General features: G+C 68.3%; 22 protein-coding genes and 1 riboswitch. Of the genes, 11 read left to right on the forward strand and 11 right to left on the reverse strand.

Features of this window, described 5'->3' with window-relative positions:
* Nucleotides 1–86: 86 nt before the first annotated feature.
* From NEF64_RS11275 to NEF64_RS11285, 3 genes are read left to right on the forward strand one after another with little or no spacing between them, the layout of a single operon-like run.
* Nucleotides 87–1,925, forward strand: a complete 1,839-nt coding sequence (locus tag NEF64_RS11275) for an alpha-amylase family glycosyl hydrolase (protein WP_252573746.1) — start codon at nt 87–89, stop codon at nt 1,923–1,925.
* Nucleotides 1,925–3,541, forward strand: coding sequence for an alpha-glucosidase (locus NEF64_RS11280; RefSeq protein ID WP_056407833.1), 1,617 nt, complete (start codon nt 1,925–1,927; stop codon nt 3,539–3,541). Before NEF64_RS11275 ends, NEF64_RS11280 begins: the two co-directional genes overlap by 1 nt.
* Nucleotides 3,538–5,640, forward strand: a complete 2,103-nt coding sequence (locus NEF64_RS11285) for a glycoside hydrolase family 97 protein (protein ID WP_235516445.1) — start codon at nt 3,538–3,540, stop codon at nt 5,638–5,640. Before NEF64_RS11280 ends, NEF64_RS11285 begins: the two co-directional genes overlap by 4 nt.
* A gap of 48 nt (nt 5,641–5,688) precedes the next feature.
* On the opposite strand, the gene NEF64_RS11290 is transcribed toward NEF64_RS11285, so the two are convergent.
* The gene (locus NEF64_RS11290) at nt 5,689–6,315 is read right to left on the reverse strand and encodes a glutathione S-transferase family protein (RefSeq protein WP_056407830.1); all 627 of its coding nucleotides are present in this window, start codon (nt 6,313–6,315) and stop codon (nt 5,689–5,691) included.
* Between the two features lie 106 nt (nt 6,316–6,421).
* On the opposite strand from NEF64_RS11290, the gene NEF64_RS11295 reads away from it, so the two are divergent.
* Complete coding sequence (locus NEF64_RS11295) at nt 6,422–7,849, forward strand: dihydrolipoyl dehydrogenase (RefSeq protein ID WP_252573748.1); 1,428 nt, start codon at nt 6,422–6,424, stop codon at nt 7,847–7,849.
* A 3-nt stretch (nt 7,850–7,852) separates the two neighbouring features.
* Here NEF64_RS11295 and NEF64_RS11300 read toward each other — a convergent pair whose 3' ends face one another.
* From NEF64_RS11300 to NEF64_RS11310, 3 genes are read right to left on the reverse strand one after another with little or no spacing between them, the layout of a single operon-like run.
* Entirely contained in the window at nt 7,853–8,053 is a 201-nt protein-coding gene (locus NEF64_RS11300; protein WP_056407824.1) for a hypothetical protein, read from the reverse strand.
* Between the two features lie 55 nt (nt 8,054–8,108).
* Entirely contained in the window at nt 8,109–8,492 is a 384-nt protein-coding gene (locus NEF64_RS11305) for a MerR family transcriptional regulator (protein ID WP_031440676.1), read from the reverse strand.
* The gene (locus NEF64_RS11310; protein ID WP_056407821.1) at nt 8,489–10,192 is read right to left on the reverse strand and encodes a long-chain-fatty-acid--CoA ligase; all 1,704 of its coding nucleotides are present in this window, start codon (nt 10,190–10,192) and stop codon (nt 8,489–8,491) included. Before NEF64_RS11310 ends, NEF64_RS11305 begins: the two co-directional genes overlap by 4 nt.
* Before the next feature lie 133 nt (nt 10,193–10,325).
* On the opposite strand from NEF64_RS11310, the gene NEF64_RS11315 reads away from it, so the two are divergent.
* From NEF64_RS11315 to NEF64_RS11330, 4 genes are all read left to right on the forward strand, one after another.
* Nucleotides 10,326–11,462: a thiolase family protein gene (locus NEF64_RS11315; RefSeq protein WP_031395136.1), complete on the forward strand. Its 1,137-nt coding sequence runs from the start codon at nt 10,326–10,328 to the stop codon at nt 11,460–11,462.
* Nucleotides 11,462–13,780, forward strand: a complete 2,319-nt coding sequence (locus NEF64_RS11320; RefSeq protein WP_056408706.1) for a 3-hydroxyacyl-CoA dehydrogenase/enoyl-CoA hydratase family protein — start codon at nt 11,462–11,464, stop codon at nt 13,778–13,780. Before NEF64_RS11315 ends, NEF64_RS11320 begins: the two co-directional genes overlap by 1 nt.
* 213 nt (nt 13,781–13,993) lie before the next feature.
* The gene (locus NEF64_RS11325) at nt 13,994–14,404 is read left to right on the forward strand and encodes a DUF2147 domain-containing protein (RefSeq protein ID WP_031395134.1); all 411 of its coding nucleotides are present in this window, start codon (nt 13,994–13,996) and stop codon (nt 14,402–14,404) included.
* A gap of 50 nt (nt 14,405–14,454) precedes the next feature.
* Nucleotides 14,455–15,747, forward strand: a complete 1,293-nt coding sequence (locus tag NEF64_RS11330) for an OmpP1/FadL family transporter (protein WP_056407818.1) — start codon at nt 14,455–14,457, stop codon at nt 15,745–15,747.
* 36 nt (nt 15,748–15,783) lie between these two features.
* Here the strand turns inward: NEF64_RS11330 and cobU are convergent, their stop codons facing one another.
* The gene (cobU, locus tag NEF64_RS11335) at nt 15,784–16,335 is read right to left on the reverse strand and encodes a bifunctional adenosylcobinamide kinase/adenosylcobinamide-phosphate guanylyltransferase (RefSeq protein WP_056407815.1); all 552 of its coding nucleotides are present in this window, start codon (nt 16,333–16,335) and stop codon (nt 15,784–15,786) included.
* Nucleotides 16,336–16,422: 87 nt separating this feature from the next.
* On the opposite strand from cobU, the gene NEF64_RS11340 reads away from it, so the two are divergent.
* From NEF64_RS11340 to NEF64_RS11350, 3 genes are read left to right on the forward strand one after another with little or no spacing between them, the layout of a single operon-like run.
* A complete protein-coding gene (locus NEF64_RS11340; protein ID WP_156360458.1) occupies nt 16,423–17,397 on the forward strand; it encodes a threonine-phosphate decarboxylase in 975 nt (324 codons plus the stop codon).
* A complete protein-coding gene (gene cbiB, locus NEF64_RS11345) occupies nt 17,390–18,328 on the forward strand; it encodes an adenosylcobinamide-phosphate synthase CbiB (protein ID WP_056407811.1) in 939 nt (312 codons plus the stop codon). The genes NEF64_RS11340 and cbiB overlap by 8 nt, the downstream gene beginning before the upstream one ends.
* On the forward strand, nt 18,316–19,806 hold the full coding sequence (locus NEF64_RS11350) for a cobyric acid synthase (RefSeq protein ID WP_056407807.1): 1,491 nt from the start codon (nt 18,316–18,318) through the stop codon (nt 19,804–19,806). The genes cbiB and NEF64_RS11350 overlap by 13 nt, the downstream gene beginning before the upstream one ends.
* Here the strand turns inward: NEF64_RS11350 and cobS are convergent.
* The 6 genes from cobS to NEF64_RS11380 form a co-directional block, all read right to left on the reverse strand.
* Nucleotides 19,774–20,490 (reverse strand): adenosylcobinamide-GDP ribazoletransferase, encoded by a 717-nt coding sequence (gene cobS / locus NEF64_RS11355; RefSeq protein WP_056407805.1) that lies wholly within the window; start codon nt 20,488–20,490, stop codon nt 19,774–19,776. The genes NEF64_RS11350 and cobS overlap by 33 nt on opposite strands.
* On the reverse strand, nt 20,487–21,065 hold the full coding sequence (locus NEF64_RS11360; RefSeq protein WP_261362602.1) for a histidine phosphatase family protein: 579 nt from the start codon (nt 21,063–21,065) through the stop codon (nt 20,487–20,489). Before NEF64_RS11360 ends, cobS begins: the two co-directional genes overlap by 4 nt.
* Nucleotides 21,062–22,075: a nicotinate-nucleotide--dimethylbenzimidazole phosphoribosyltransferase gene (gene cobT, locus NEF64_RS11365; RefSeq protein WP_056407802.1), complete on the reverse strand. Its 1,014-nt coding sequence runs from the start codon at nt 22,073–22,075 to the stop codon at nt 21,062–21,064. The genes NEF64_RS11360 and cobT overlap by 4 nt, the downstream gene beginning before the upstream one ends.
* Nucleotides 22,072–22,488 carry a DUF1636 domain-containing protein gene (locus tag NEF64_RS11370; RefSeq protein WP_056407800.1) on the reverse strand — a complete coding sequence of 139 codons (417 nt, stop codon included), beginning with the start codon at nt 22,486–22,488 and terminating at the stop codon, nt 22,072–22,074. Before NEF64_RS11370 ends, cobT begins: the two co-directional genes overlap by 4 nt.
* Nucleotides 22,489–22,585: 97 nt before the next feature.
* Nucleotides 22,586–22,772: riboswitch (cobalamin riboswitch) on the reverse strand.
* A gap of 21 nt (nt 22,773–22,793) precedes the next feature.
* Nucleotides 22,794–23,579 (reverse strand): ABC transporter ATP-binding protein, encoded by a 786-nt coding sequence (locus NEF64_RS11375; protein ID WP_056407798.1) that lies wholly within the window; start codon nt 23,577–23,579, stop codon nt 22,794–22,796.
* Entirely contained in the window at nt 23,573–24,568 is a 996-nt protein-coding gene (locus tag NEF64_RS11380) for a FecCD family ABC transporter permease (RefSeq protein WP_031392927.1), read from the reverse strand. The genes NEF64_RS11375 and NEF64_RS11380 overlap by 7 nt, the downstream gene beginning before the upstream one ends.
* Nucleotides 24,569–24,585 lie beyond the last annotated feature (17 nt).

The raw sequence follows: 24,585 nt of genomic DNA on the forward strand, positions 1-24,585 counted from the left end.
CCGCCGTCCGCCCGGGGTCCTCCCGGCGGACGGCGACCCGGCGCCGGTGGCGCCGTCACCGAGTTCCGGTGCGAAAAGGACATCCGATGATCAAGAGCGTCGCCACCATCCTGGCAGGGTTGCTCGCGCTCTCGCCCGCCATCGCAGACCCGGGCCCGGCACCGAAGGCCGCACCGGCGACCGACTACCGCGCGCGGCTGCCGCAGGACGAGGTCATCTATTTCGTCCTCCCCGACCGGTTCGAGAATGCCGATCCCGCCAACGACCGCGGCGGCCTCACCGGCGATCGCCGCGTCACCGGCTTCGATCCGACCGCCAAGGGCTTCTACCATGGCGGCGACCTCAAGGGCCTGACCAACCGCCTCGGCTATCTCCAGTCGCTCGGCGCGACCGCGATCTGGCTCGGCCCGATCTTCAAGAACAAGCCCGTCCAGGGCGCGCCCGGCCGGGAGTCCGCGGGCTATCACGGCTACTGGATCACCGACTTCACGCAGGTCGATCCGCATCTCGGCACCAATGCCGACATGACCGCGCTCGTCACCGCGGCGCATGCGCGCGGGATGAAGGTCTATATGGACATCATCATCAACCACACCGCCGACGTGATCCACTACCGCGAATGCACCGAGGGCACCCCCTGCGCCTATCGCGACCGCGCCAATTATCCCTATCAGCGCAAGCTCGGCCTGCGCGGCAAGCCGATCAACCCCGGCTTCGCGGGCGACGCCGTCCGCACGCCTGAAAACTTCGCGCGGCTGACCGACCCTGGCTTCGCCTACACGCCCTATGTCCCTGCGAAGGAACGGACCGTGAAGGTCCCCGCCTGGCTCAACGACCCGATCTACTACCACAACCGCGGCGACTCGACCTTCACCGACGAGAGCTCGACGATGGGCGACTTTTCCGGCCTCGACGATCTCGCGACCGAGAATCCGCGCGTCGTATCGGGCATGATCGACATCTTCGGCGGCTGGATCGACCGGTTCAAGGTCGACGGCTTCCGCATCGACACCGCGCGCCACGTGAACCCCGAATTCTGGCAGGCCTTCACGCCGGCGATGCTCGACCGCGCCAAAGCGAACGGCATCCCCAATTTCCACATCTTCGGCGAGGTCGCCTATGGGACGATGGATCCGGGCTATCTCGCGCGCTTCACCCGCGTCGACAAGCTGCCCGCGGTGCTCGACTTCGGCTTCCGCTGGGGCGTGACCGACGTCGTCGCGGGCAACAAGGGCACCAACGAACTCGCCGCCTTGTTCGACGGCGATGCGCTCTACGAACACGGCGCGGACACCGCGATGATCCTGCCGACCTTCCTCGGCAATCACGACCAGGGCCGCTTCGCGCGCGACGTCCGCCGCCTCAACCCGAATGCGAGCGAGGCCGAGGTGCTCGCACGCGTCAAGCTCGGCCATGCGATGCTGCTGACGATGCGCGGCGTGCCGACCATCTATTCGGGCGACGAGCAGGGCTTTGCCGGCGACGGCGACGACCAGGACGCACGCGAGGACATGTTCGCCTCGAAGGTCGCGGTCTATAACGACAACCGCCTCGTCGGCACCGACGCCACCACCGCGACCGCCAGTTTCGGTACGACCCACCCGCTGTTCCGCCAGATCGCCCAGCTCGCGCGCCTCCGCGTCGCGCACCCGGCGCTGACCCGCGGCCGCACGCTCGTCCGCGCACGCGGCGATAAGCCCGGCCTGTTCGCGGTTTCGCGTTTCGATCCCGTGACCGGCGCCGAGATGCTCCTTGCGTACAACACCAGCGCCAAGCCGCTGACCAGCGCGATCCAGGTCGAGACTCGCTCGACCCGCTTCGATACGCTCGCCGGCGCTTGCGCCGCGCGCGCGACCGCCCCCGGCAGCGTCACGCTGACCATCCCCGCCTTTGGCTATGCGGTCTGCGCCGCGGAGACCCGCTGATGCCCGACGATACGAGCCTGCCCGTGCACCGACCCTGGTGGAAGGGCGCGGTCATCTACCAGATCTATCCGCGCAGCTTTGCGGATTCGAACGGCGACGGCATCGGCGACCTGCCCGGCATCACCCGCCATCTCGACTATGTCGCGAGCCTGGGCGTCGATGCGGTCTGGCTCTCGCCCTTCTTCACGTCGCCGATGAAGGACTTCGGCTATGACGTTGCAAACTACCGCGATGTCGACCCGATCTTCGGCACGCTCGCCGATTTCGACACGCTGATCGCGCGCGCCCACGCGCTCGGCCTGAAGATCATCATCGACCAGGTCTACAGCCACACCTCGGACGAGCATCCCTGGTTCGTCGAGAGCCGTTCGTCGCGCACCAACGCCAAGGCGAACTGGTATGTCTGGGCCGACGCCAAGCCCGACGGCAGCCCGCCGTCCAACTGGCAGTCGGTCTTTGGCGGCCCCGCCTGGACCTGGGACGCGCGCCGTCGCCAATATTATCTGCACAATTTCCTGAAAGAGCAGCCCCAGCTCCACCTCCACGACGCGGACGTGCAGGACGAGATCGTCGACACCGCCAAATTCTGGCTCGACCGCGGCGTCGACGGCTTCCGGCTCGACGCGATCAACTTCGCGATGCACGACCCCGCGCTGACCGACAATCCGCCGGTCACCGACAACAGCCTGAAGACGCGCCCCTTCGACTTTCAGGCGCATGTCCACAACCAGAGCCATCCCGACATCCCCGCCTTTCTCGAACGACTGCGGCGGCTGATCGACGGCTATGGCGACCGCTTCACCGTGGCCGAGGTCGGCGGCGCCGACAGCGACCGCGAGATGAAGCTGTTCACCCGCGGCCAGACCAGGCTCAACAGCGCCTATGGCTTCGACTTCCTCTACGCGTCGGACCTCCGCCCCAGCACCGTCGCCGACGCGATCACGCTCTGGCCGTCGGACGCGGAGATGGGCTGGCCGAGCTGGGCGTTCGAGAATCACGACGCTCCGCGCGCCGTCTCGCGCTGGATCGGCCCCGATGACCGCGACGCCTTCGCGCGGATGAAGATCGCGCTGCTCGTCTGCCTGCGCGGCAATATCTTCCTCTATTATGGCGAGGAACTGGGGCTCACCCAGGTCGAGGTGCCGTTCGACCAGCTCCAGGATCCCGAGGCGATCGCCAACTGGCCGCTGACGCTGTCGCGCGACGGCGCCCGCACGCCGATGCCGTGGCGGGCCGATGCGCCGCATGCGGGCTTCACCGATGCGTCGCCGTGGCTCCCGGTCGGCAACGACCATCCCGAGCTCGCGGTCGACCGGCAGGAGGGCGATCCCGACTCGCTGCTCGCGCTCACCCGCCGCCTGCTCGCGCTGCGCCGCGAAATCCCCGCGCTCGCGATCGGCGATCTGGTCCTGACCGAGGTCACCGACACGCTGCTCGCATTCGAACGCCGTGACGGCGACCAGATCCTGCTCTGCGTCTTCAACATGGCCGCGACACCCGTCGCGTGGAGCCCCGCTACCCCCGAACACTGGCGCGTCCGCGACAGCATCAACGACGCAACGATAGGACGACTGGGCGGCTATGCCGCGCTGATCGTCGAAAGGACCGGATCATGAAGACCCTCTCGCTCACGCTGGCGACCCTGCTCGCGACGACCGCACCCGTAATGGCGCAGGATCAGGCCGCCCCCGCCGCCACCACCCCGGCCGTCACCACGAACGAGACGATCAAGCCGCAGCCCGTCCCGACGATCCCCTCGGCGATCGCGACCTCGCCCGACGGCAGCATCGCGGTCACCGTCGCGACCGACGGCGAAGGCCATGCGACCTACAGCGTCACGCGCAAGGGCACGCTGATCGTCAAGCCGTCGCGGCTCGGCTTCCTCTTCACCGACGCGCCCAAGTTCGACCGGCATCTGAAGATCGAGACCGTCACCCGCGACAAGGCGGATTCGACCTGGACCCAGCCCTGGGGCGAGTGGAAGACGATCCGCGACAACCACACCGAGATGCGCGTCCGCCTGCGCGAGACCGACCGGTTGCAGCGCGCGATCGACGTCGTCTTCCGGCTTCAGGACGACGGCATCGGCTTCCGCTACGTCTTCCCCGACCAGCCCAATTTCAAGACGGTCAACATCGCCGAGGAGCTGACGCAGTTCGCCTTTGCCGAGGACGCGACCGCCTGGTGGAAGCCCGGCTTCGAATGGAACCGCGAGGAATATCTCTACAACCGCACGGCGCTCGCCGATGTCGGCACCGCCGCGACGCCGATCACGCTTAAGCTCGCGGGCGGCACGCATGTCGCGCTGCACGAGGCCGCGCTCATCGACTATGCCGGCATGAACGTCGCCAAGGTCGAGGGCAACACGCTGAAGGCGGTGCTGACCCCCGGCGCCGGCGCCCCCAAGGTCACGCGGACCGGCCCGTTCGCGACGCCGTGGCGCACGCTGATCCTCTCGGACGACGCGCCCGGCCTCTACATGAGCCATATCGAGCTCAATCTGAACGAGCCGAACAAGCTGGGCGACGTCAGCTGGGTCAAGCCCGGCAAGTTCGTCGGCGTCTGGTGGAACATGATCACCGGCAAGTGGAGCTGGGCGACCGGCCCCAATCACGGCGCCACCACCGCGCATGTGAAGACCTATATCGACTTCGCGAGCGCCAACAAAATCCCCGGCGTCCTCGTCGAGGGCTGGAATGTCGGCTGGGACGGCGACTGGTTCGGCGACGGCACCGCGATGCAGTTCGACACGCCGACCCCCGATTTCGACGCCGGCTATCTCGCGAAATACGCCAAGTCGAAGGGCGTCTACCTGATCGGCCACAACGAGACCGGCGGTTCGGCCAGCCATTATGACGGCCAGCTCGACCGCGCCTTCGCCTTTGCGCGCGATCACGGCATCCCCGCGATCAAGACCGGCTATGTCACCGACGCGGGCCAGATCGAGCGCGTCGATCCCGACGGGTCGCAGCACCGCGAATGGCATGAGGGCCAGTGGATGGTGAACCACTATACCCGCGTCGTCACCACCGCCGCCAAGTACAAGGTGTCGATCGACAGCCACGAGCCCGTCAAGGATACCGGCCTGCGCCGCACCTATCCCAACTGGATCGCGCGTGAGGGCTCACGCGGGATGGAATATAACAGCTGGGCCGGCAAGAACCCGCCCGAGCACGAGGCGAACCTCGCCTTCACGCGCATGCTCGAGGGGCCGATGGACTTCACCCCCGGCGTGCTTAGCCTCAAGGGCACCGACGACAGCGATCTCCTGTCGACCATCGCCAAGCAGCTCGCGCTCTACGTCGTGCTCTATTCGCCCGTCGTGATGGCCGCGGACACGCCCGAGAATTACGCGAAATACCCCGCCGCGTTCCAGTTCATCAAGGACGTGCCGACCGACTGGTCCGACACCCGCGTGCTCAACGGCGAGGTCGGCGACTTCGTCACCTTCGCGCGCAAGGACCGCAAGTCGAACGACTGGTATGTCGGCAGCGTCACCGACGAGAATGCCCGGACGCTCACCGTCGCGCTCGATTTCCTCGACGCTGGCCGGACCTACACCGCGCAGATCTATCGCGACGGCCCCGGCGCGGACTACAAGACGACCGCACGCCACGCGATCACGATCGAGACCAAGCGCGTCCGCAAGGGCGACACGCTGACGCTCGCGCTCGCGCCCGGCGGCGGTCAGGCGATCCGCTTCAAGGCGCGCTGATCCGGCGGGACCGGCGCTGCCGTATCGCAGCGCCGGTCCCGTCCCCCGTCAGCGCCGCGGTGGCGACAGCGGCCCGCCGATCTCGATCGCCTTCTGATAGCCCGGCACCGCCTTCAGCCGCTCGAAGTACGCGCTCACCTCCGGCTGATCTTTCAGCAGCCCGGCGCTCTCCGCGGTCGCGAGCAGGTACGACATCTGGATATCCGCCAGCGTCAGCTTGGCCCCCATCAGATACGGCCCCTCGCCGACCCCCTCGGCGATATAGGCGAAGGTCTTGGCGACCTCGGGCTCGGAGAATTTGCCGAGCCCCTCGGGCAGCCCGCCCATCATCTTGCCGATCACCGTCATCATGATCGGGAACGCCGCCGAACTCTCGACATAATGCAGCCATTCGTCGTGGATCGCCGCCTCGGGCGTGCCCTCGGGCGGGCTCAGCCGCGCGCCGCCATATTTGCGATCGAGATAGGACAGGATCGACGCGCTCTCGGCGAGCGTCAGCTCGTCGTCCTGCACGATCGGCGCCTTGCCCAGCGGATGCACCGCCTTCAGCGACGCGGGCGCACGAAAGCTCGCGTCCCGCTCGTACCGGACCAGCTCATAGGGCAGCTGCAATTCCTCCAGCAGCCACAAGATGCGGAAAGACCGGGAGAAATTCAGGTGATGGACGGTCAGCATGGCGGGTCCTCGGATCGTGGTGATTATCGGATCGGCATGCGGAACGGGTCAGGCGGTTGGAAGGTTTCGCTGCCATGACCGGAATGCTCCGGAGACGGAGTCGATCATGCCGAACACCAGCCCCGATTTAACCTGTGACGTCGCGATCATCGGCGCGGGCACCGCGGGGCTCGCCGCCGAACGCAACGCGCGACGCAACGGCGCGCGCACGCTGCTGATCGACGAGACCTTTTCGGGCACCACCTGCGCCAGCGTCGGCTGCATGCCCTCCAAGCTGCTGATCGCCGCCGCCCATGCCGCGCACGCGGTCCGCCAGGCATCGGTCTTCGGCATCGCCGCCGAGCCGAAGATCGACGGGGACGCGGTGATGGCGCGCGTCCAGCGCGAGCGCGACGCGTTCGTCGCGGGCGTCTGCGACTCGCTCGACAAGCTGCCCGACGGCGTGAAAATCGAGGCCCGCGCGCGCTTCGTCGACGCGACCACGCTCCGGCTCGACGACGGCCGCACCGTCACGGCGAAGGCCGTCGTGATCGCGACCGGCTCCTACCCGAACATCCCCGACAGTTTCGACGCGGTCCGCGACCGCGTGCTGACCAACGAGACGATCTTCGAACTGCCGACACTGCCCGGCTCGGTCGGCGTCATCGGCGCCGGGCCGATCGGCCTCGAACTCGCCCAGGCGCTCGTCCGGCTCGGCGTCGAGACGGCGGTGTTCGACCAGTCCCCCGGCCTCGCCGCGCTGAAGGACCAGAAGGTCTCGGCGGTGCTGCACGGTATCCTCGACAAGGAACTGCCGATCCATCTCGAAATGGAACTGAAGGCCGAACCCGACAGCGGCGGCGTCCGGCTGTCCTGGTCGGGCGAGCAATCGGGATCCCGCCGCTTCGACTATCTGCTCGTCGCGACCGGCCGCCCGCCGCGGCTCAAGGGCCTCGGGCTAGAGACCACCGGGATCACGCTCGACGATCACGGCACGCCGGTCTTCGACAGGACGACGATGCAGTGCGGCGACGCGCCGGTCTTCATCGCCGGCGACGCGGATCACGACCGCACCGTGCTCGGCGAAGCGTCTGCCGAGGGGATGATCGCCGGCCGCAACGCCGCGCAGTTCCCCGACGTCACCCCCGGCCCGCGGATGGTCCCGCTCGCGATCATGTTCACCGACCCGACCGTCGCGGTGATCGGCGACATCACCCCCGACGACCAGGACGGCATCGTCATCGGCGAAGCCTCCTACGAGGATCAGGGTCGCGCCAAGGTCATGGCGCGCAACGCCGGGCTGATCCGCTTCTATGCGGAGGCGGGCACCGGCCGGCTCACCGGCGCGACGATGGCCGCCCCCGGGGTCGAGCACAGCGCGCACCTGATCGCCTGGGCGATCCAGCAGGGCCGCACCGCAACCGACCTTCTGGACATGCCCTTCTATCACCCGACGCTCGAGGAGGGGCTGAAGCCTGCACTCCGCGCGATCTGCAAGGCGGTCAGCGCGCCCGTCCCCGCCGACCGCGACGACGGCTTCACCGCCGGCGCCTGACCCTCACTCGTCGAGGTCGAGATAGGCGACGACGTCGTTCTCGGTCGCGATGTACAGCCCCGCCTGAACCTCCTCGGACTGCTGCGCGGCGATCGCCAGCGCCTCGCCGAGCGGGCCGTAGAACAAGGTCGTCGCCGCGCCGCCCTCGAGCGCATCGTCGAGATGATAGAGACGAACGCCGACGGCGGAGGAGATGGTACGCATCACCCATCCCTGCCGCGCCGCGCGAGCCGGCGCAACCGCGCGCGTTACAGACCGGTCAGGACGCGATCCGCTCGAGCGCCTGCGCCTCGATCTTCTCCAGCTCCTCCAGCGTCTGCGCGATCGCCGCCTGCTGCTGCTGGAGGTCGTCGATCCGCTGGCGACAGCGTTCGGCCAGCGCGCGCATCTGTTCGACATGCTGCGGATCCGCATCATACAGGACGAGAAACTCCTCGATGTCGCGCAACGAGAATCCCAGCCGCTTGCCGCGCAGGATCAGCTGCATCCGCGCGACGTCACGCCGCGTATAGACGCGCGTCGTGCCGATCCGGCACGGCTCGATCAGCCCCTTGTCCTCATAGAAGCGCAGCGTCCGCGCGCTGACCCCCAGCGCCTGCGACACGTCCTGAATCCCGGTAAGATCGTCCTGCCGCTCGTTCACGGTGTCGCTCCCCTCTCCCCCGACGCCGCCCCGGCCGGCATCGCGCGTGCCAGCCTGGCCTCTTCCTCCGCGACAAGTTCCTTTTTGGATAGCTTGCCGATCAACGTCTTGGGCAGAGTGTCGCGGATTTCGACCTCGCGGGGAAGCTCGATCTTGCTGATCTTGTCGCGGAGAAAATCACGCAATTCCACAGGGGTTGCGACCGCACCTTCGACCAGCGTGACGAACGCCTTGGGCGCCTGTCCGCGATAGGCGTCGGCGACCCCGATCACCACCACCTCGGCGACCGCGGGGTGCTCGTACAGCGCCTCCTCGATCACCCGCGGATAGACATTGTAGCCGCCGCACAGGATCAGGTCCTTGATCCGGTCGACGATGAACAGATAGCCGTCCGCGTCGAGATGCCCGACATCCCCGGTGCGCAGCGCCCCGTCCGCGAACAGCGCCGCGCTCGCTTCCGGCTTGTGCCAATACCCTTGCGTAACCTGCGGGCCACGCGCGCAAATCTCGCCATTCTCACCGACGGGCAGCAGCCGGGTCGGGTCCTCGCGGTCGCGGATCTCGATGATCGTGCCGGGAAAGGGCAGCCCCGCCGATCCCGGCTTGTTCAGCCCCTCGATCGGATTGCAGGTGATGATCGGCGAGGCCTCCGACAGGCCATAGCCCTCGACCAGTTTCGACCCCGTCGCCGCCTCGAACGCGGTACGCACCTCGGCGGGCAGCGGCGCACCGCCCGAAATGCACGCATGGATCGACGACAGGTCGATCGGCTGCGTTTCCGCCGCCTTGGTGATCGCCGCATAGATGGTCGGCACCGCGGGGAAATAAGTCGGCTTGGTCCGCACGATCGTCTTGAGCAGCTGCTGCAGTTCGAACCGCGGCAACAGGATCATCTGCGCACCCGCGCGGATCGAATAGGTCAGCACCGTCGTCAGCGCGAAGACATGGAACAGCGGCAGCGCCCCCATCACCCGGTCCTGCTCGGGCGTCTCGCCGCCGACGAACGTCATCATCGCGTCCGCGTTCGACACCAGATTGGCGTGGCTCAGCATCGCCGCCTTGGGCTCGCCGGTCGTCCCCCCGGTATATTGCAGCACCGCGACCTCGTCCGGCGTCACCGCGACCGGCGCGGGCGCGCCCTTCGCACGCACCAGCGAGTCGAAGCTGCGATGCCGCGCGTCGTTCGGCGCGTGGGCGATCTCGGCGCGCTTGAAGATGCGGTAGGCGATCGACTTCAGCGTCGGCAGCGCACCCGCGATCGGGCAGGTGATGACATGCCGCAGTCCCGTCTCGCCCGCGACCTTCAGCACGCGCGCATGGATCTCGATGATGTCGCAGGTCGCGATGATCTCCGCGCCGGAATCCTTCAGCAGGTGGCACAGCTCGCGTTCGACATAGAGCGGGTTGACGTTGACGACGATCCCGCCCGCCTTCAGCACCGCGAAGAACAGCACCGGATAATAGGGCGTGTTCGGCAGGCACAGCGCGACGCGCGTCCCCTTCACCACGCCCAGATCCTGCAGCCCCCGCGCCGCATGCGTGACCGCGTCGCCAAGCTCGGCATAGGTCATCGTCGACCCGAGGAAATCCAGCACCGTCCGCGACCCGAATCGGCGGACCGCCGTGTCGAGCATGTCGCCCAGCAAACGCGCTTCGCCTTCTAGCGGTACGCCGATCGCACGGCCGTCGGTGTCCAGCATCTCTCTCTCCTTTTCGGCGTGCGCTCTCGACTGATATTGTAGGCCGCATCACCTTGACGTATAGGAGAGTTATCGCACCTTAAGGGTAGCCCGCAAGTCTTAAGCGGACCGATTGCAATTGGAGAGGATCATCGTGACCAACGTCGTCATCGCCGGGTACGCCCGCTCGCCGTTCCACCTTGCCGGCAAGGGCGACCTCGCCCGCGTCCGCCCCGACGATCTCGCCGCGCAGACGATCCGCGGCCTGCTCGACAAGACCGGCGTCGATCCCGCCGCGATCGAGGACATCATCCTCGGCTGCGCCTTCCCCGAGGGCGAGCAGGGCCTGAATGTCGCGCGGATGATCGGCCTGCTCGCCGACCTGCCGCTGTCGGTCGGCGGCATGACGGTCAACCGCTTCTGCGGCTCGTCGATGAGCGCGATCCACATCGCGGTCGGCCAGATCAACATCGGCGCTGGCGACGCGTTCATCTGCGCCGGGCTCGAATCGATGAGCCGCGTGCCGATGGGCGGCTACAACCCGCTCCCCAACCCCGATCTCTTCAAGAAGAACGCCGGCGCATATATGGGCATGGGTGAGACCGCCGAGAACGTCGCGCGCGATTACCAGATCACCCGCGCCGAGCAGGATGCGTTCGCGGTGAAGAGCCAGGACAAGGCCGCCGCCGCGCGCGCCGATGGCCGCCTCTCCGACGAGATCGTGACGATCCAGACCAAGGCGGGCCCGGTCAGCCAGGACGGCACGATCCGCGCCGGCACGACGACCGAAGCGCTCGCCGGCCTCAAGCCTGCGTTCAGCGCGGACGGCTCGGTCACCGCCGGCACCTCCTCGCCGCTGACCGACGGCGCCTCCGCCGTCCTCGTCACCTCGGAAGAGTTCGCGACGAAGCACGGCCTGACCATCCTCGCGCGCATCAAGTCGGTCGCGGTCTCGGGCAACGAGCCGTCGACGATGGGCCTCGGCCCGATCTACGCCTCGCAAAAGGCGATGGAGCGCGCCGGCATCACCGTCGCCGACCTCGACGTGGTCGAAATCAACGAGGCGTTCGCCAGCCAGGCGATCGCCTGCATCCGCGACCTCGGGCTCAAGGACGAGACGATCAACCTCGATGGCGGCGCGATCGCGATCGGCCATCCGCTCGGCGCCACCGGCGCGCGGATCGTCGGCAAGGCCGCAGCCTTGCTCGCCCGCGAAGGCGGCCGCTACGCGCTCGCCACCCAGTGCATCGGCGGCGGTCAGGGCATCGCAACGGTGCTGGAGCGCGCATGATGGTCGATCAGGTGAAAAAGGTCTGCGTCATCGGCGCGGGAGTCATGGGCGCAGGGATTGCCGCGCAAGTCGCGAACGCCGGCATCCCGGTGCTGCTGCTCGATATCGTCCCCCGCGAGGGTGACGATCGCGATGCGGTCGCCAAGGGCGCAGTCGCGAAGATGCTCAAGACCGACCCCGCCCCCTTCATGTCGAAGCGCGCGGCCAAGCTGGTCGAGACGGGCAATATCGACGACCATCTCGACCGCGTCGCCGAGTGCGACTGGATCGTCGAGGCGATCGTCGAACGGCTCGACATAAAGCAGGCGCTCTATGCCAAGCTCGAGGCGCTGAAGCGTCCCGGCACCGCGGTCTCGTCGAACACCTCGACGATCCCGCTCGGCCACCTCGTCGACGGCCGCTCGGACCAGTTCAAGGCCGACTTCCTCATCACCCACTTCTTCAACCCGCCGCGCTACATGCGACTGGTCGAGATCGTTCGCGGTGAGCATACCGACGTCGCGGTCGCCGAGAAGGTCGAGGATTTCGTCGATCGTTTCATGGGCAAGCGCATCGTCCGCGCGAAGGACACGCCGGGCTTCATCGCCAACCGCATCGGCACCTACTGGCTGGCGATCGCGATCAACGCGGCGATGGACCAGGGGCTGACCGTCGAGGAGGCCGACCAGATCGGCGGCCGGCCGATGGGCGTGCCCAAGACCGGGATCTTCGGGCTCGTCGACCTCGTCGGCGTCGACCTGATGCCGCTGCTGTCGAAGAGCCTCTCGTCGACGCTCCCCGCGGGCGATCCCTATTTCGACACCGTCCGCGACATGCCGCTCGTCGACAAGATGATCGCGGAAGGGTTCACCGGCCGCAAGGGCAAGGGCGGCTTCTACCGCTTCGACAAGGCGACGCGCACCAAGCTCTCGCTCGACCTCGCGACCGGCGACTATCGCCCCGAGGCCAAGCCCGCCGAGCTGCCCGGCAAGACCGGCAAGGATCTCGCCGCGCTGATCGCCGAGCCCGGCAAGATCGGCACCTATGCCTGGACGATCCTCGGCAACACGCTGTCCTACGCGGCGATGCTCGTCGGCGAGGCGGCGGACGATATCGTCGCGATCGATGACGCGATGAAGCTCGGGTACAACTGGAAATACGGGCCGTTCGAGCTGATCGACCGGATGGGGCCGGGCCTGCTCGCCCAGCGTCTCGCCGCCGAGGGCCGCGACGTGCCTGCGATCCTGACGACTGCGGGCGACCGTTCCTTCTACCGCGTCGAGAACGGCAACCGCCAGTATCTGACCACCGGCGGTGACTATGTCGACGTGCCACGCGCCGACGGCGTCGAACTGCTCGAGGACATCAAGCTGCGGTCGCAGCCCGTCCTGACCAACGCCTCGGCGTCGCTCTGGGACGTCGGCGACGGTGTCGCCGCGCTCGAATTCCACACCAAGATGAACGCGCTCGACGATCAGGTCATCGCACTCATCGAGGAAGCGGTTCCGGTCGTGCGCGAGCGCTTCAAGGCGCTGGTCGTCTATAACGAGGGCAGCAACTTCTCGGCCGGCGCCAATCTCGGCGCGGCGATGTTCGCGGTCGGTGCGGGCCTCTGGGACATGGTCGAGGCCAGCGTTTCGCGCGGCCAGCAGGCGTACAAGGCGCTCAAATACGCGCCCTTCCCCGTCGTCAGCGCGCCCGCCGGGCTCGCGCTCGGTGGCGGCTGCGAGATGCTGCTCCACTCGGACGCGGTCCAGGCGCATGCCGAGACCTATGCCGGCCTCGTCGAATGCGGCGTCGGTCTCGTCCCCGGCTGGGGCGGCAATGGCGAGATGCTCGATCGCTGGACGAAGTCGCGCACGCTCCCCAACGGCCCGATGCCCGCGCTGACCAAGGTGTTCCAGGCGGTCTCCACCGCGCAGGTCGCCAAGTCGGCGGCGGAGGCGAAGGAGATGATGATCCTGCGCAAGGACGACGGCATCACGATGAACCGCGATCGCCTGCTCGCCGACGCCAAGGCAAAGGCGATCGCGCTGGTCGAGGGCTATGTCGCCCCCGAGCCACCGACCTTCCGTCTGGCGGGCGCGAGCGGTCGTACCGGTCTGTCGATGGCGGTGTCGGACTTCCACAAGAAGGGCATGGCGACCGACTATGACGTGGTGGTCGCCGACCGTCTCGCCGAGGTGCTGACCGGCGGCGAGGCCGACCTCGTCGACACCGTCACCGAGGCGCAGCTCCTCGACCTCGAACGCGCCGCCTTCATGGCGAGCGTCAAGGACCAGCGCACCCAGGCGCGCGTCGTCCACATGCTCCAGACGGGTAAGCCACTGCGCAACTGAGACAGTTCCCCCGCGCGAGCGGGGGAACACCCGCGCATGACCAATTTTTCACCTGCCCGGATCAGTAAGAACACTTGACTATTGTTTGTACAAATCTAGGCGGGTCGACGACATGCCGTATACGGCAGCGGACTCGCGAATAGGTCGCGGGGCTCGCAAATACACTGGGTGACCGTACAGATGCGGCGCCCCGACACTAGGAGAGGATAGACGATGTCCCTGATGATGATCGCCGCGCTGCTTGCCGGCGCGCCCGCGACCGCCGACACCGTGGTCGGCCGCTGGCGGACCGAGACGCACAACGCCATCGTCGAGATCGCGCGCTGCGGCCCCTCGATCTGCGGCAAGATCCTGACCTCCGACGCGCTGCGCGCCAACCCGTCGATGAAGGACGCCAACAACAGCAACACCGCGCTGCGCAGCCGTCCGATCCAGGGCATGCAGATGCTCAGCGGCTTCAAGTCCGACAAGGACGGCGTCTGGAGCAGCGGCCAGGTCTACAATGCCGAGGACGGCAAGACCTATAGCGGCAAGATCACCCCGGTCGGCGCGAACCAGTTGAAGCTGCGCGGCTGCGTCTTCTTCCCGCTCTGCAAGACCCAGACCTGGACGCGCGTCCGCTGATCCCAGGTCCCTTTCATCTCCCCAAAAGTTAGCGTTCAGGAATTTTGTAAATGTCGTTTCGTACCAAGGCCCCGTTGCTGGCCGTGACCGCGCTCGTCTCCGCTTTCGGATGCGCCAGCACCGCCTATGCCGACGCCTTCTATCTCCAGGCGCAGTCGGCGCGCGGCGCGGGCCGGGCGTTTTCGGGTGAGGCCGCCGATACCGGCGCCGCGTCGCTCTGGTGGAACCCCGCCGCGATCGCCGGCATCCGCGACGGCAGCGCGACGCTCAGCGCCAGCGCGATCATCCCGCGCGGCGACGTGATCGACACCGGTTCGCAGATCTGCCGTCCGGGCGGCCAGCCCTGCGCCGCGATCAGCGGCCAGTCGAACTCGAGCGACCCGGTCAACAAGGGCGTCGTCCCCTCGGGTGCGGTCGCCTATCCGCTGACCGATCGGATCGCGGTCGGCCTCGTCGTCACCTCGCCGTTCAGCTTCACGACCAACTATGACGCCGACAGCTGGGCCCGCTACAGCGCGGACAAGACCCGCCTGCGCACGATCGACATCCAGCCCTCGATCGGCGTCGAGCTGACCGACTGGCTCCGTGTCGGCGGTGCGCTCAACGTCGAATATACCGACGCGATCCTCAGCAACGCGCTCCCCAACGTCTCCGCGGCACAGCCCGACGGCCGCCAGGAACTCAGCGGCGACGGCTGGGATCTCGGCTGGACCGCGGGCGTCCAGCTCCACAACGATTTCGCCACCGTCGGCGTCACCTACAAATCGAGCATCCGCCACAAGCTGAAGGGCGACCTCGTCGTCACCGGCCTGCTCGGCCCGCTCGCCGGCGGCAACACCGAGGTCTCGGGCGCGACCGCCGAGTTCAACACCCCCGGTCAGGTCATCGTCGCGGGCCGCGTCCGCGCCACCGACCAGCTGACGCTCAACGCCCAGGTCATCGCGTTCAACTGGAGCAAGTTCGATACGATCGATCTCGGCGCACCGCTCAACACGTCGATCCCGGAGAACTACCGCGACAGCTGGAGCCTCGCGGGCGGTCTCGACTATGACGTCACGCCCAAGCTGACCGTTCGCGGCGGTGTCCAGCGCACCAAGACGCCGACCCAGGACGGCCAGCGCGACGCGCGCGTCCCCGACGCCGATCGCTGGACCTATGCCGCCGGCGCCTCCTACCAGGTGACGCCGCGCATCGCGGTCGACGCCGCCGCGCAATATGTCGACTTCGAGAACACGACGATCGACCGCGCCACGCTCGTCGCGGGCAGCATCATCCGCACCAACGGCGCGCTCCGCGACGCCAGCGCGATCGTCACCTCGCTCGGCGCCCGCGTCTCGTTCTGACGCTAACCGCCCCTCCCCATCTCGGGGAGGGGCACCCTATCCCTTCATCCGGATCGTCAGCCCCGACACCGCGAGATCCACCGTCTCGACCGCAGCCGCGACCCGCTGGTTCAGCATCCCGGCCAGATCGCGGAACCGCCGCGCCATCGCATTGTCGGGCACGATCCCCATCCCGACCTCGTTGGTGACCAGCACCAGCCGCCCCTCGACGCGACCGATCGCATCCAGCAGCGCGGCGATCGCCGTCTCCGCATCGGCCTCCGCCAGCATCAGGTTCGACGCCCACAAGGTCAGGCAGTCGACCAGTATCACCCCGTCCGGCGCATCCGCCTCGACGATCGCCTCTGCCAGCGCGAGCGGCGCCTCGACCGTCCGCCACCGTTCGTCCCGCTCGGCGCGATGCCGCGCGATCCGTTCGGTCATCTCCCCGTCGAAAGCCTGCGCGGTCGCGATATAGACCAGCGCGTGGCCACCTGCCGCCTCTCCCCCCGCCTCTGCTAAAGCCTGCGCATGGCGGCTCTTGCCGGAGCGCGCACCGCCGGTCACCAGCACCGTCTTTCCAAACCCCTGCACGACCGTCTCCTCCATCGCCTCTTGCGCTATCCCCGGCGAATGGCGAAGGCCAGCAGCAACGCCGCGGCATCGCCGGCGCAGGGGACGCATGTGCACGCGCTGATGGAACATGGCGGCCGGATCGACAGCGCGCAGGCGCTGTACCCGCACGCGCCGCGTCCCTGGCTCGACCTGTCGACCGGGATCAACCCCTGCGCGTGGGAGCCGCCCGTCGATCTCGCGGTCGACCTGCGCAACCTCCCCTCGCCCGCCGCGCTCGCCATGCTCGAAGCCGTCGCCGCGCGCCATTTCGGCGCCGACCCCGCGCGCGTCGTCGCGCTGCCCGGCACCGAGATCGGCCTCCGCCTGCTCGGCGCGCTCGGCCTGCCCGCCCCCGCCCGCCATGTCGGCCCCAGCTACGCGACGCACGAAGCGGTCTTCCCCGCGCGTATCTCGATCGACAGCCTCGCCGACGAAGCGGCCAGCGGCGGCACCATCCTGCTCGCCAACCCGAACAACCCCGACGGCCGTCTGGTCAGTCCGGACGCGCTTCGGCCAGTAATCGACCGGCTCCGCGAGCATGCAGGCTGGCTGGTCGTCGACGAGGCCTTCGCCGACACGCTCCCCGACGCCGGCCTGGCCTCGCATCTGTCCGCAGAAGATCCAGTCATCCTGTTCCGATCATTCGGGAAGTTCTTCGGACTCGCCGGCGTGAGGCTCGGCTTCATGATCGCACCGCCCGGCATCGTCGCGCGGGTCCGCGACCGTCTGGGCAGCTGGCCGATCTCCGCCACCGCGCTCGCGATCGGCACAGCCGCCTATGCCGACCGAGCCTGGATCGAGACCACCCGCGCACAGCTCGTCACCCGTGCGGCCGCGCTCGACGCGATGCTCCTCCGCCACGGACTCACCGCGACGGGCGCCTGCCCGCTCTTCCGCCTCATCGCAACAGACGACGCCAAGCCCCTGTTCGAGCGCCTGAATATGGCGGGCATCCTGACCCGACCCTTCACCTATGACCCCCGCTGGCTGCGTCTCGGCGTCCCCGCCGACGCGGCCGCACTGGCGCGTCTCGACACGGCGCTCGCGCATGGCTGACCCCGTCGCGCTCATCGCCCTCGCACTCGACGCCGCGTTCGGCTGGCCGGAACGGCTTTACCGTCGGATCGGTCATCCCGTCGGTGGGATCGCCGCGATCATCGGCGGCCTCGAAAAGGCGCTCAACCGTCCGTCATGGCCAGACGCGACACGCCGCATCGCCGGAATCGCGACGCTCGCGATCACGCTCGCGGTGACGGGCGGGATCACCTGGGGCGCGACCTGGCTGATGACGACCTATCTCGGCGGCTATGCCTGGATCGGCATCGGCCTTCTCGCCGCCCCCGGTCTCGCCCAGCGCAGCCTCAACGATCACGTCGCCCCGATCGCCGCCGCACTCCGCACGGGTGACGTTCAGGGCGCGCGGATCGCGGTCGGCAAGATCGTCGGTCGCGACACCGACCGGCTCGACGCCGCCGGCATCGCCCGCGCCGGAATCGAAAGCCTTGCCGAAAGCTTCTGCGACGGCATCGTCGCGCCGCTGTTCTGGCTGCTGATCGGCGGGCTCCCCGGGCTGTGGATCTACAAGGCGATCAACACCGCCGACAGCCTGATCGGTCACCGCGAGCCACGCTGGCGCACGTTCGGCTGGGCCTCGGCACGGATCGACGACCTCGCCAACTGGATCCCCGCGCGGATCAGCGGCGCCTTGCTGTGCCTCGCCGGTCCCGGCGGCTGGTGCGTGATGCGGCGCGACGCACGCAAGCACGCCTCGCCCAATGCCGGCTGGCCCGAGGCAGCGATGGCGGGCGTGCTCGACCTCCGCCTCGCCGGCCCGGTCAGCTATGACGGCGTCACCCAGCTGAAGCCCTGGATCGGCAGCGGCCGCCCCGCCGCCACCGCCGCCGACATCGCCCGCGCGCTTCAGGTCTATCGCCGCGCCTGCCTGCTGCTCTGGATCGTCACGGGGGCGCTGCTATGGGTGCGGTGATGCTCCAGGGCACCGGCTCGGACGTCGGCAAGTCCGTGCTCGTCGCCGGCCTCTGTCGCGCGCTCGCCAATCGCGGGCTCTCCGTCCGGCCCTTCAAGCCGCAGAACATGTCGAACAACGCCGCCGTCACCGCCGATGGCGGCGAGATCGGCCGCGCCCAGGCGACCCAGGCGATCGCCGCGCGCACCACGCCGACCACCGACATGAACCCCGTCCTGCTCAAACCGCAGGGCGACCGCAGTTCGCAGCTCGTCGTCCACGGCAAGGTCCGCGGCATCCTGCGCGCGAGCCGCTGGCGCGAGGGACGCGAGGGGCTGATGGACGACGTGCTCGCCAGCTATCACCGGCTCCGGGCGCAGGCGGACATCGTCGTCGTCGAGGGCGCGGGCAGCCCCGCCGAGATCAACCTGCGCGCCGCCGACATCGCAAACATGGGCTTCGCGCGCGCCGCCGGCGTCCCCGTCATCCTGATCGGCGATATCGACCGGGGCGGCGTCATCGCCTCGCTCGTCGGCACGCGTGCGGTGATCGATCCCGCCGACGCCGCGATGATCCACGGCTTCCTCGTCAACAAGTTTCGCGGCGACCCCGCGCTGTTCGACGACGGCTATCGCGCGATCGAGGCGCGGTCGGGCTGGCGCGGCTATGGCGTCATCCCCTGGCTTCCCGAGGCCGCCCGCCTGCCGAGCGAGGATGCGGTCATACTCGAACGCCGCCCCGGTCACGACCGGCAGGACGGCCAGGTCGTCATCGCCTGTCCGATCACCCCGCGCATCGCCAATTTTGACGATCTCGATCCGCTGCGGCTCGACCCCGGCGTCACGTTGGTCATGGTCCCGCCCGGCGAACCGATCCCCGACGCCGACATGATCATCCTCGCGGGCTCCAAGGCGACGATCCCCGACCTCGCCTTTCTCCGCGCGCAGGGCTGGGACATCGACATCCACGCGCATCGCCGTCGCGGCCGCCCGGTGCTCGGGCTTTGCGGCGGCTATCAGATGCTCGGTCGCAGCATCGCCGATCCGGACGGGCTGGAGGGGCCCGCCGGTATCGCCCCCGGGCTCGGCCTGCTCGACGTCGCGACGATCCTGTCCCCCGCCAAGACGCTCGAGCGCGTCGCCGGCACCGCGATCGGCGCACGGTTCGACGGCTATGAGATCCATATCGGCGAAACCACCGGCCCCGACACCGCGCGCGCGCTCACGACCCGCGACGATGGCCGCCGCGACGGCGCGGTCAGCCCCGACGGGCTCGTCTCCGGCAGCTATGTCCACGGCCTGCTCGGCCTCGCGGATCAGCGCCGCGCGTGGCTCAGCCGGCTCGGGGTCGGTGCGGTAGGGCCCGACCATGCGGCGTCGATCGACGCCGCGCTCGATGCGATTGCCGAAACGCTCGAACGCCATCTCGATATCGATGCGCTGATCGCGCTGTCGAAGCTCGCGGGCTCAGACGCGGCCGGCAATGGCGAGCGCGACTAGCATCCCGGTCTCGACGAATTCGATCCCCGCACCGTGGCAATCGCCTGAAACGCCGCCGACCCGCCGGATCAGCCACCAGCCGAATACCGCGATCAGTGCAGGGGCCCCTGCAACGGCATGCACAGGCACCCCTAAACACCCTGTTACGCACCCCCAAAAGACCAGATCGTGCACCCTGATCTTCCCTGCCACCATCCCTCCCAGCCCGCCCTCCCGGAGCAGCGGCACCCACCGCGCCCAGCATAACGGCCCGATCCGCGCGAGCATCGGGACGAGAATCACGACCGCCCATCCCTGACTCGAAACGGCATGCAATAAGACAAGTTTTGCAAGGAGTTGCAGCGCGATCATCACAACACCGAAGCTGCCGATATGCGGATCCGCCATCACCGCGATCAGCCGGTCGCGGTCGCCATGCGCGGCACCCAGCCCGTCCGCCAGATCCGCCAGCCCATCCAAGTGCAAAGCCCCTGTAATCGCTACCCAAATAGTCAGCGCGGCGAGCGCACCGGTCCACGGATCGACCTGCGCGCCGACCCACCCCGCCGCCGCGACGACCACCCCGATGCACGCCCCGACGACCGGGTACCACCGGATCGCGGCGGCAAAATCCTCAGCGTTCGCAGCGACTTGCGGCATCGGCACGCGCGTCAAAAAGCCGAAGGCGACGACCAGCCGCTTCACGAAACCGGATCAGTCTGCAGCGCCACGATCTGCGCCGTCCGGTCCGGCCAGATCCGCAAACTAATCAGCGCCGCATAAGGCAAATCGAATGCCCAGAGCTCGCGCTGGCCGAACTCGCACAGCGTTTTCAGCGCCGCACGGATCGCCCCGCCATGTGTCACGATCAATGAGGTTTCGGGTGTAAGATCTTCTATCGCATCGGTAACTCTTGCGACCAGATTGCTCCACCGTTCCCCACCCGGCGGCGGTGCACCATCCGGATCGTCCCAGAACCGCTGCAACGCCGCAGCGTCGATCTCCGCCGCAGCCAGCCCGTCCCAATCCCCGAAATCCAGCTCCCGCCACCGCGCATCGGTCGTTGGAGCCAGCCCCCGCTCCCGCCCGATCGCATCCGCAACAGCCTGCGTTCGCATGAGATCAGAACAGACGATCTTCTTGAAATTCAGCGGTTTTACCCGAGCCATACAGGCCGCCATTCCCTCCGCCGTGACCGGACTATCGGTCCGCCCCAGCATCCGCCCGGTTAGTTCAGGCGCGCCATGCCGCAGCAGGTGGAGCAGGAACGGCGCACTCACGCCACCGACACCCCCGCCTCGGCAAACGTCGCCATCCCGTCATGCGCCGCCAACGCCGACCGGATCACTCCCACCGCAACCGCCGCCCCGCTTCCCTCCCCCAACCGCATCCCAAGTCTCAGTAAAGGCTCGAGTTTCAGCGCGGCGAGCAACCGCTCATGCCCTGGTTCGGCCGAACAATGCCCCGCAATGCAGTGCTCTGTGATGCCAGGATACGCCGCCGCAATCGGTGCGATCGCCGCCGACGAAATGAATCCGTCGAGCACCACCGGCACCCCCGCCAGCCGCGCCGCCACCACCGCGCCGGCGATCGCGACGATTTCACGCCCCCCCACCCGCCGCAACGTCTCGAACGGCGTACGCGGGAAATCATCATGCCGCCCAATCCCCGCCTCGACCACCGCGATTTTCCGCGCGATTCCCGCCACATCAACCCCCGTCCCCGGGCCAACCCAGTCCGCGGCGGTTCCGCCGTAACTGCGCAGACACAGTGCTGCGGCCGACGTGGAATTCCCGATCCCCATCTCACCCACGACAAGCATGTCGAGCCCCGGCACGACGACGTCGGCACCGATGTTGAGTGCGGCGAGACACGCGGCTTCGTCCATCGCCGGTGCCGTCGTGAAATCCGCCGTGGGGGTTTCCAGATCGATGTCGGCGATGATCAGCTCGAGCCCGACGGCATCCGCCAGCGCATTGATCGCCGCGCCCCCACGACGGAAATTCTCGACCATCTGTGCGGTCACGGAGACCGGGAAAGCGCTCACCCCGTGCACCGCAACGCCGTGATTTCCGGCGAAAATCGCCGCCCGCGCACGCTCGAACCGCGGCCGCTCGCGCCCCTGCCAGCCCGCCATGAAGACCGCGAGGTCTTCAAGTCGGCCAAGCGATCCCGGTGGCTTGGTCAACTGTGTTTGCCGCAGCGATGCGGCCCCTCGCGCGGCTTCGTCTGCCGCAGGAAGAGCCCCCAGCGCCGCGTCGAACGCCGCGACCGTCGGGAACTGCCTCACTGCGCGACATAGCCGGCGGGGGGCGTCCGGGTGATGAAATGCCCCTTGATCCCGGCGGGCCACTGCCGAAACGGCACCTGCCCCTCCGCACTCTCCGCATGCAGCACGGCATAATCGAGGATCGCTCGCGCAGCCTCCTCATCCGGCGTGAAGCGCCCCAGCACATAGCCGATCTTCGCGGGCCCACGAACATGGATGGTGCAGAAGTCCTGGCAGGCGAACAGGCACGGCATCGCCTGCACCGCAATCCCGGCATAGCGCGGATCACTCGCCTGGACCGCCTGCAATGCTGCGACGAGTCTTGCACCGCCCCGCATGCCCTCGGCATCGTCCTTCGCATCGGTGGAAGCGCGGCAGGTGCTGCAGGCGACGACGGCCGCCCCGTCTTCGGCGGGAACCAGTAGATTTGGCATTGAAACCCCATGACATACGCGCCCGCGGCACAAGCCGCAGGCTGGTTATGTCGTCGCGCGGGTTTACCCCCGTCCGCTCGGCGCACCCTGGCCGGACGAAAGACGACCGCGACGGGCAGGTCTCCTGGCTCACGGGTCACAGCCCTTCGCGCCGCCTTCTCGGGACCGGGATCCCAATGGCATGATGGCACGATGGCTCGCCGCTTACAGTTGCAGGGGCAGCCGGGGTTCTCCCGTTCCCTTTTCATCCCCGTCGCCGGGGAACCTGTCGCGGTCAGAGGAATAGGCCGGGCAAGCGGCCCGGGTCAATCGCCCTGCGCGTTGTCACGCGTCAGCGCTACCACGACCGGTACGCCCTCGATCGATCCGAACCACGCCCGAACACCATAGGTCTCACGCAGCCGCGCCGGCGTCAGCACTGCCGAAGGCGCGCCGTCGGCGACGAGCCGGCCCGCGTCGAGCACGAGGATACGATCGCAATAGCGTGCGGCGAGCCCCAGATCGTGCAGTACCGCAATTACCAGGACGCCCCGCGCGGCCTCCGCCCGCAGGATCTCCATGACTGCGATCTGATGCGCGGGATCGAGCGACGCGAGCGGCTCGTCGACGATCAGCGCCGGCGCCTCCACCGCGAGCGCCCTTGCCAGCAGGACGCGGGCCCGCTCACCCCCCGAAATCTCGGTCGCGACACGCGCGGCAAGCGAGGTCACGTCCGCCGCCGCCATCGCACGGGCAATCGCGGCATGGTCGTCCCGTGAGATGCGGGACAGCGGTGCGAGATGGGGCAATCGGCCCAGCGCGACGAGACGTTCGACGCTCAGCGGCCAATGAAGATTTTGACCCTGCGGCAGATACGCGACAGTCTGCGCAATCGCGCGTCGCGAGCGCTCCGGCAGCGGAACGCCGTCGAGCAGGATCGCCCCCGTAGCGGAAACCAGCCCGAGCAGCGCCTGGACCAGCGTCGATTTGCCCGCCCCATTGGGGCCGACGATCCCGATGAGCGCGCCGCCCTCTGCCGCGAAGTTGACATCGTCGACCACGACCCGCCCGGCACGGCGGACGCTGAGGCGGTCCGCGGAGAGGGCTACCACAGCCGCCGCTCGCGGATGAGGTGGACGAGGAACACCGGCACACCGAGAAACGCGGTGACGACCCCGAGCTTGAGTTCGTTCGACGTCGGGATCACCCGGACCAGTACGTCGGCGAAAGTGAGCAACGCGGCCCCGCCCAGTGCGGAGGGGAGCAGGATCGCCGATGGCGAACGATCGGTCATCGGCCGGACGAGATGCGGGACGATCAGGCCGATGAACCCGATCGCGCCCGATACCGCAACCGCCCCGCCGACCCCGATCGCCACCCCGACCAGCATCCGCATGCGCGTCCGACGCAGATCGACGCCTAGCGCGCGTGCGCCATCCTCGCCGAGCGTCAGCGCGTCGAGCGCATGGCCGTCCCAGGCGACCAGCACCATGCCGAGCGCGATACAGGGCAGCGCCAGCGCGACATGGCTGAACGACCGGTCTTCGAGCGACCCGAGCAACCAGGTCATGATCTCCATCGCTGCAAATGGGTTGGGGGACAGGTTCAGCGCCAGACTGACCCCCGCGACGGCCAGCGTTCCAACCGCAATCCCCGCGAGGATCAGTGACAAGGCGCTTTGCGACCCGGCCGCCAGCACGAACAGCAACCCCAGCGCCGCGAACGCCCCGGCGATCGCCACGATCGGCAGCATCGCCGGATGAAGCTCCGCCAGCCCGAAATACAGCGCGATCACCGCGCCCAGCGATGCGCCGTTCGACGCGCCCAGCACCGATGGCTCGGCCAGCGGATTGCGCAGGAATCCCTGCAGCGCAGCACCCGACAGCCCCAGCATCGCGCCGACCGCGAGCCCTAGGATCGCGCGCGGCAGCCGAAGTTCGAACAGGATCGCGCGTTCGATCGGATCGCCCTGCCCGCTGAGCGCCCGCACGACATGCGCCAGCGGGATCGCCGCGCTACCCACCGCGACCGACGCGGCGCCGGCCAGCAGCGCAAGCAGCGCGAGGCCACCGACCAATCGCGCACGCGTCACGCGTTCCATAGTGCCAGATCCCACCG

Source organism: Sphingomonas aerolata, assembly GCF_023935825.1.
In the GTDB taxonomy this organism is placed as follows: domain Bacteria; phylum Pseudomonadota; class Alphaproteobacteria; order Sphingomonadales; family Sphingomonadaceae; genus Sphingomonas; species Sphingomonas aerolata.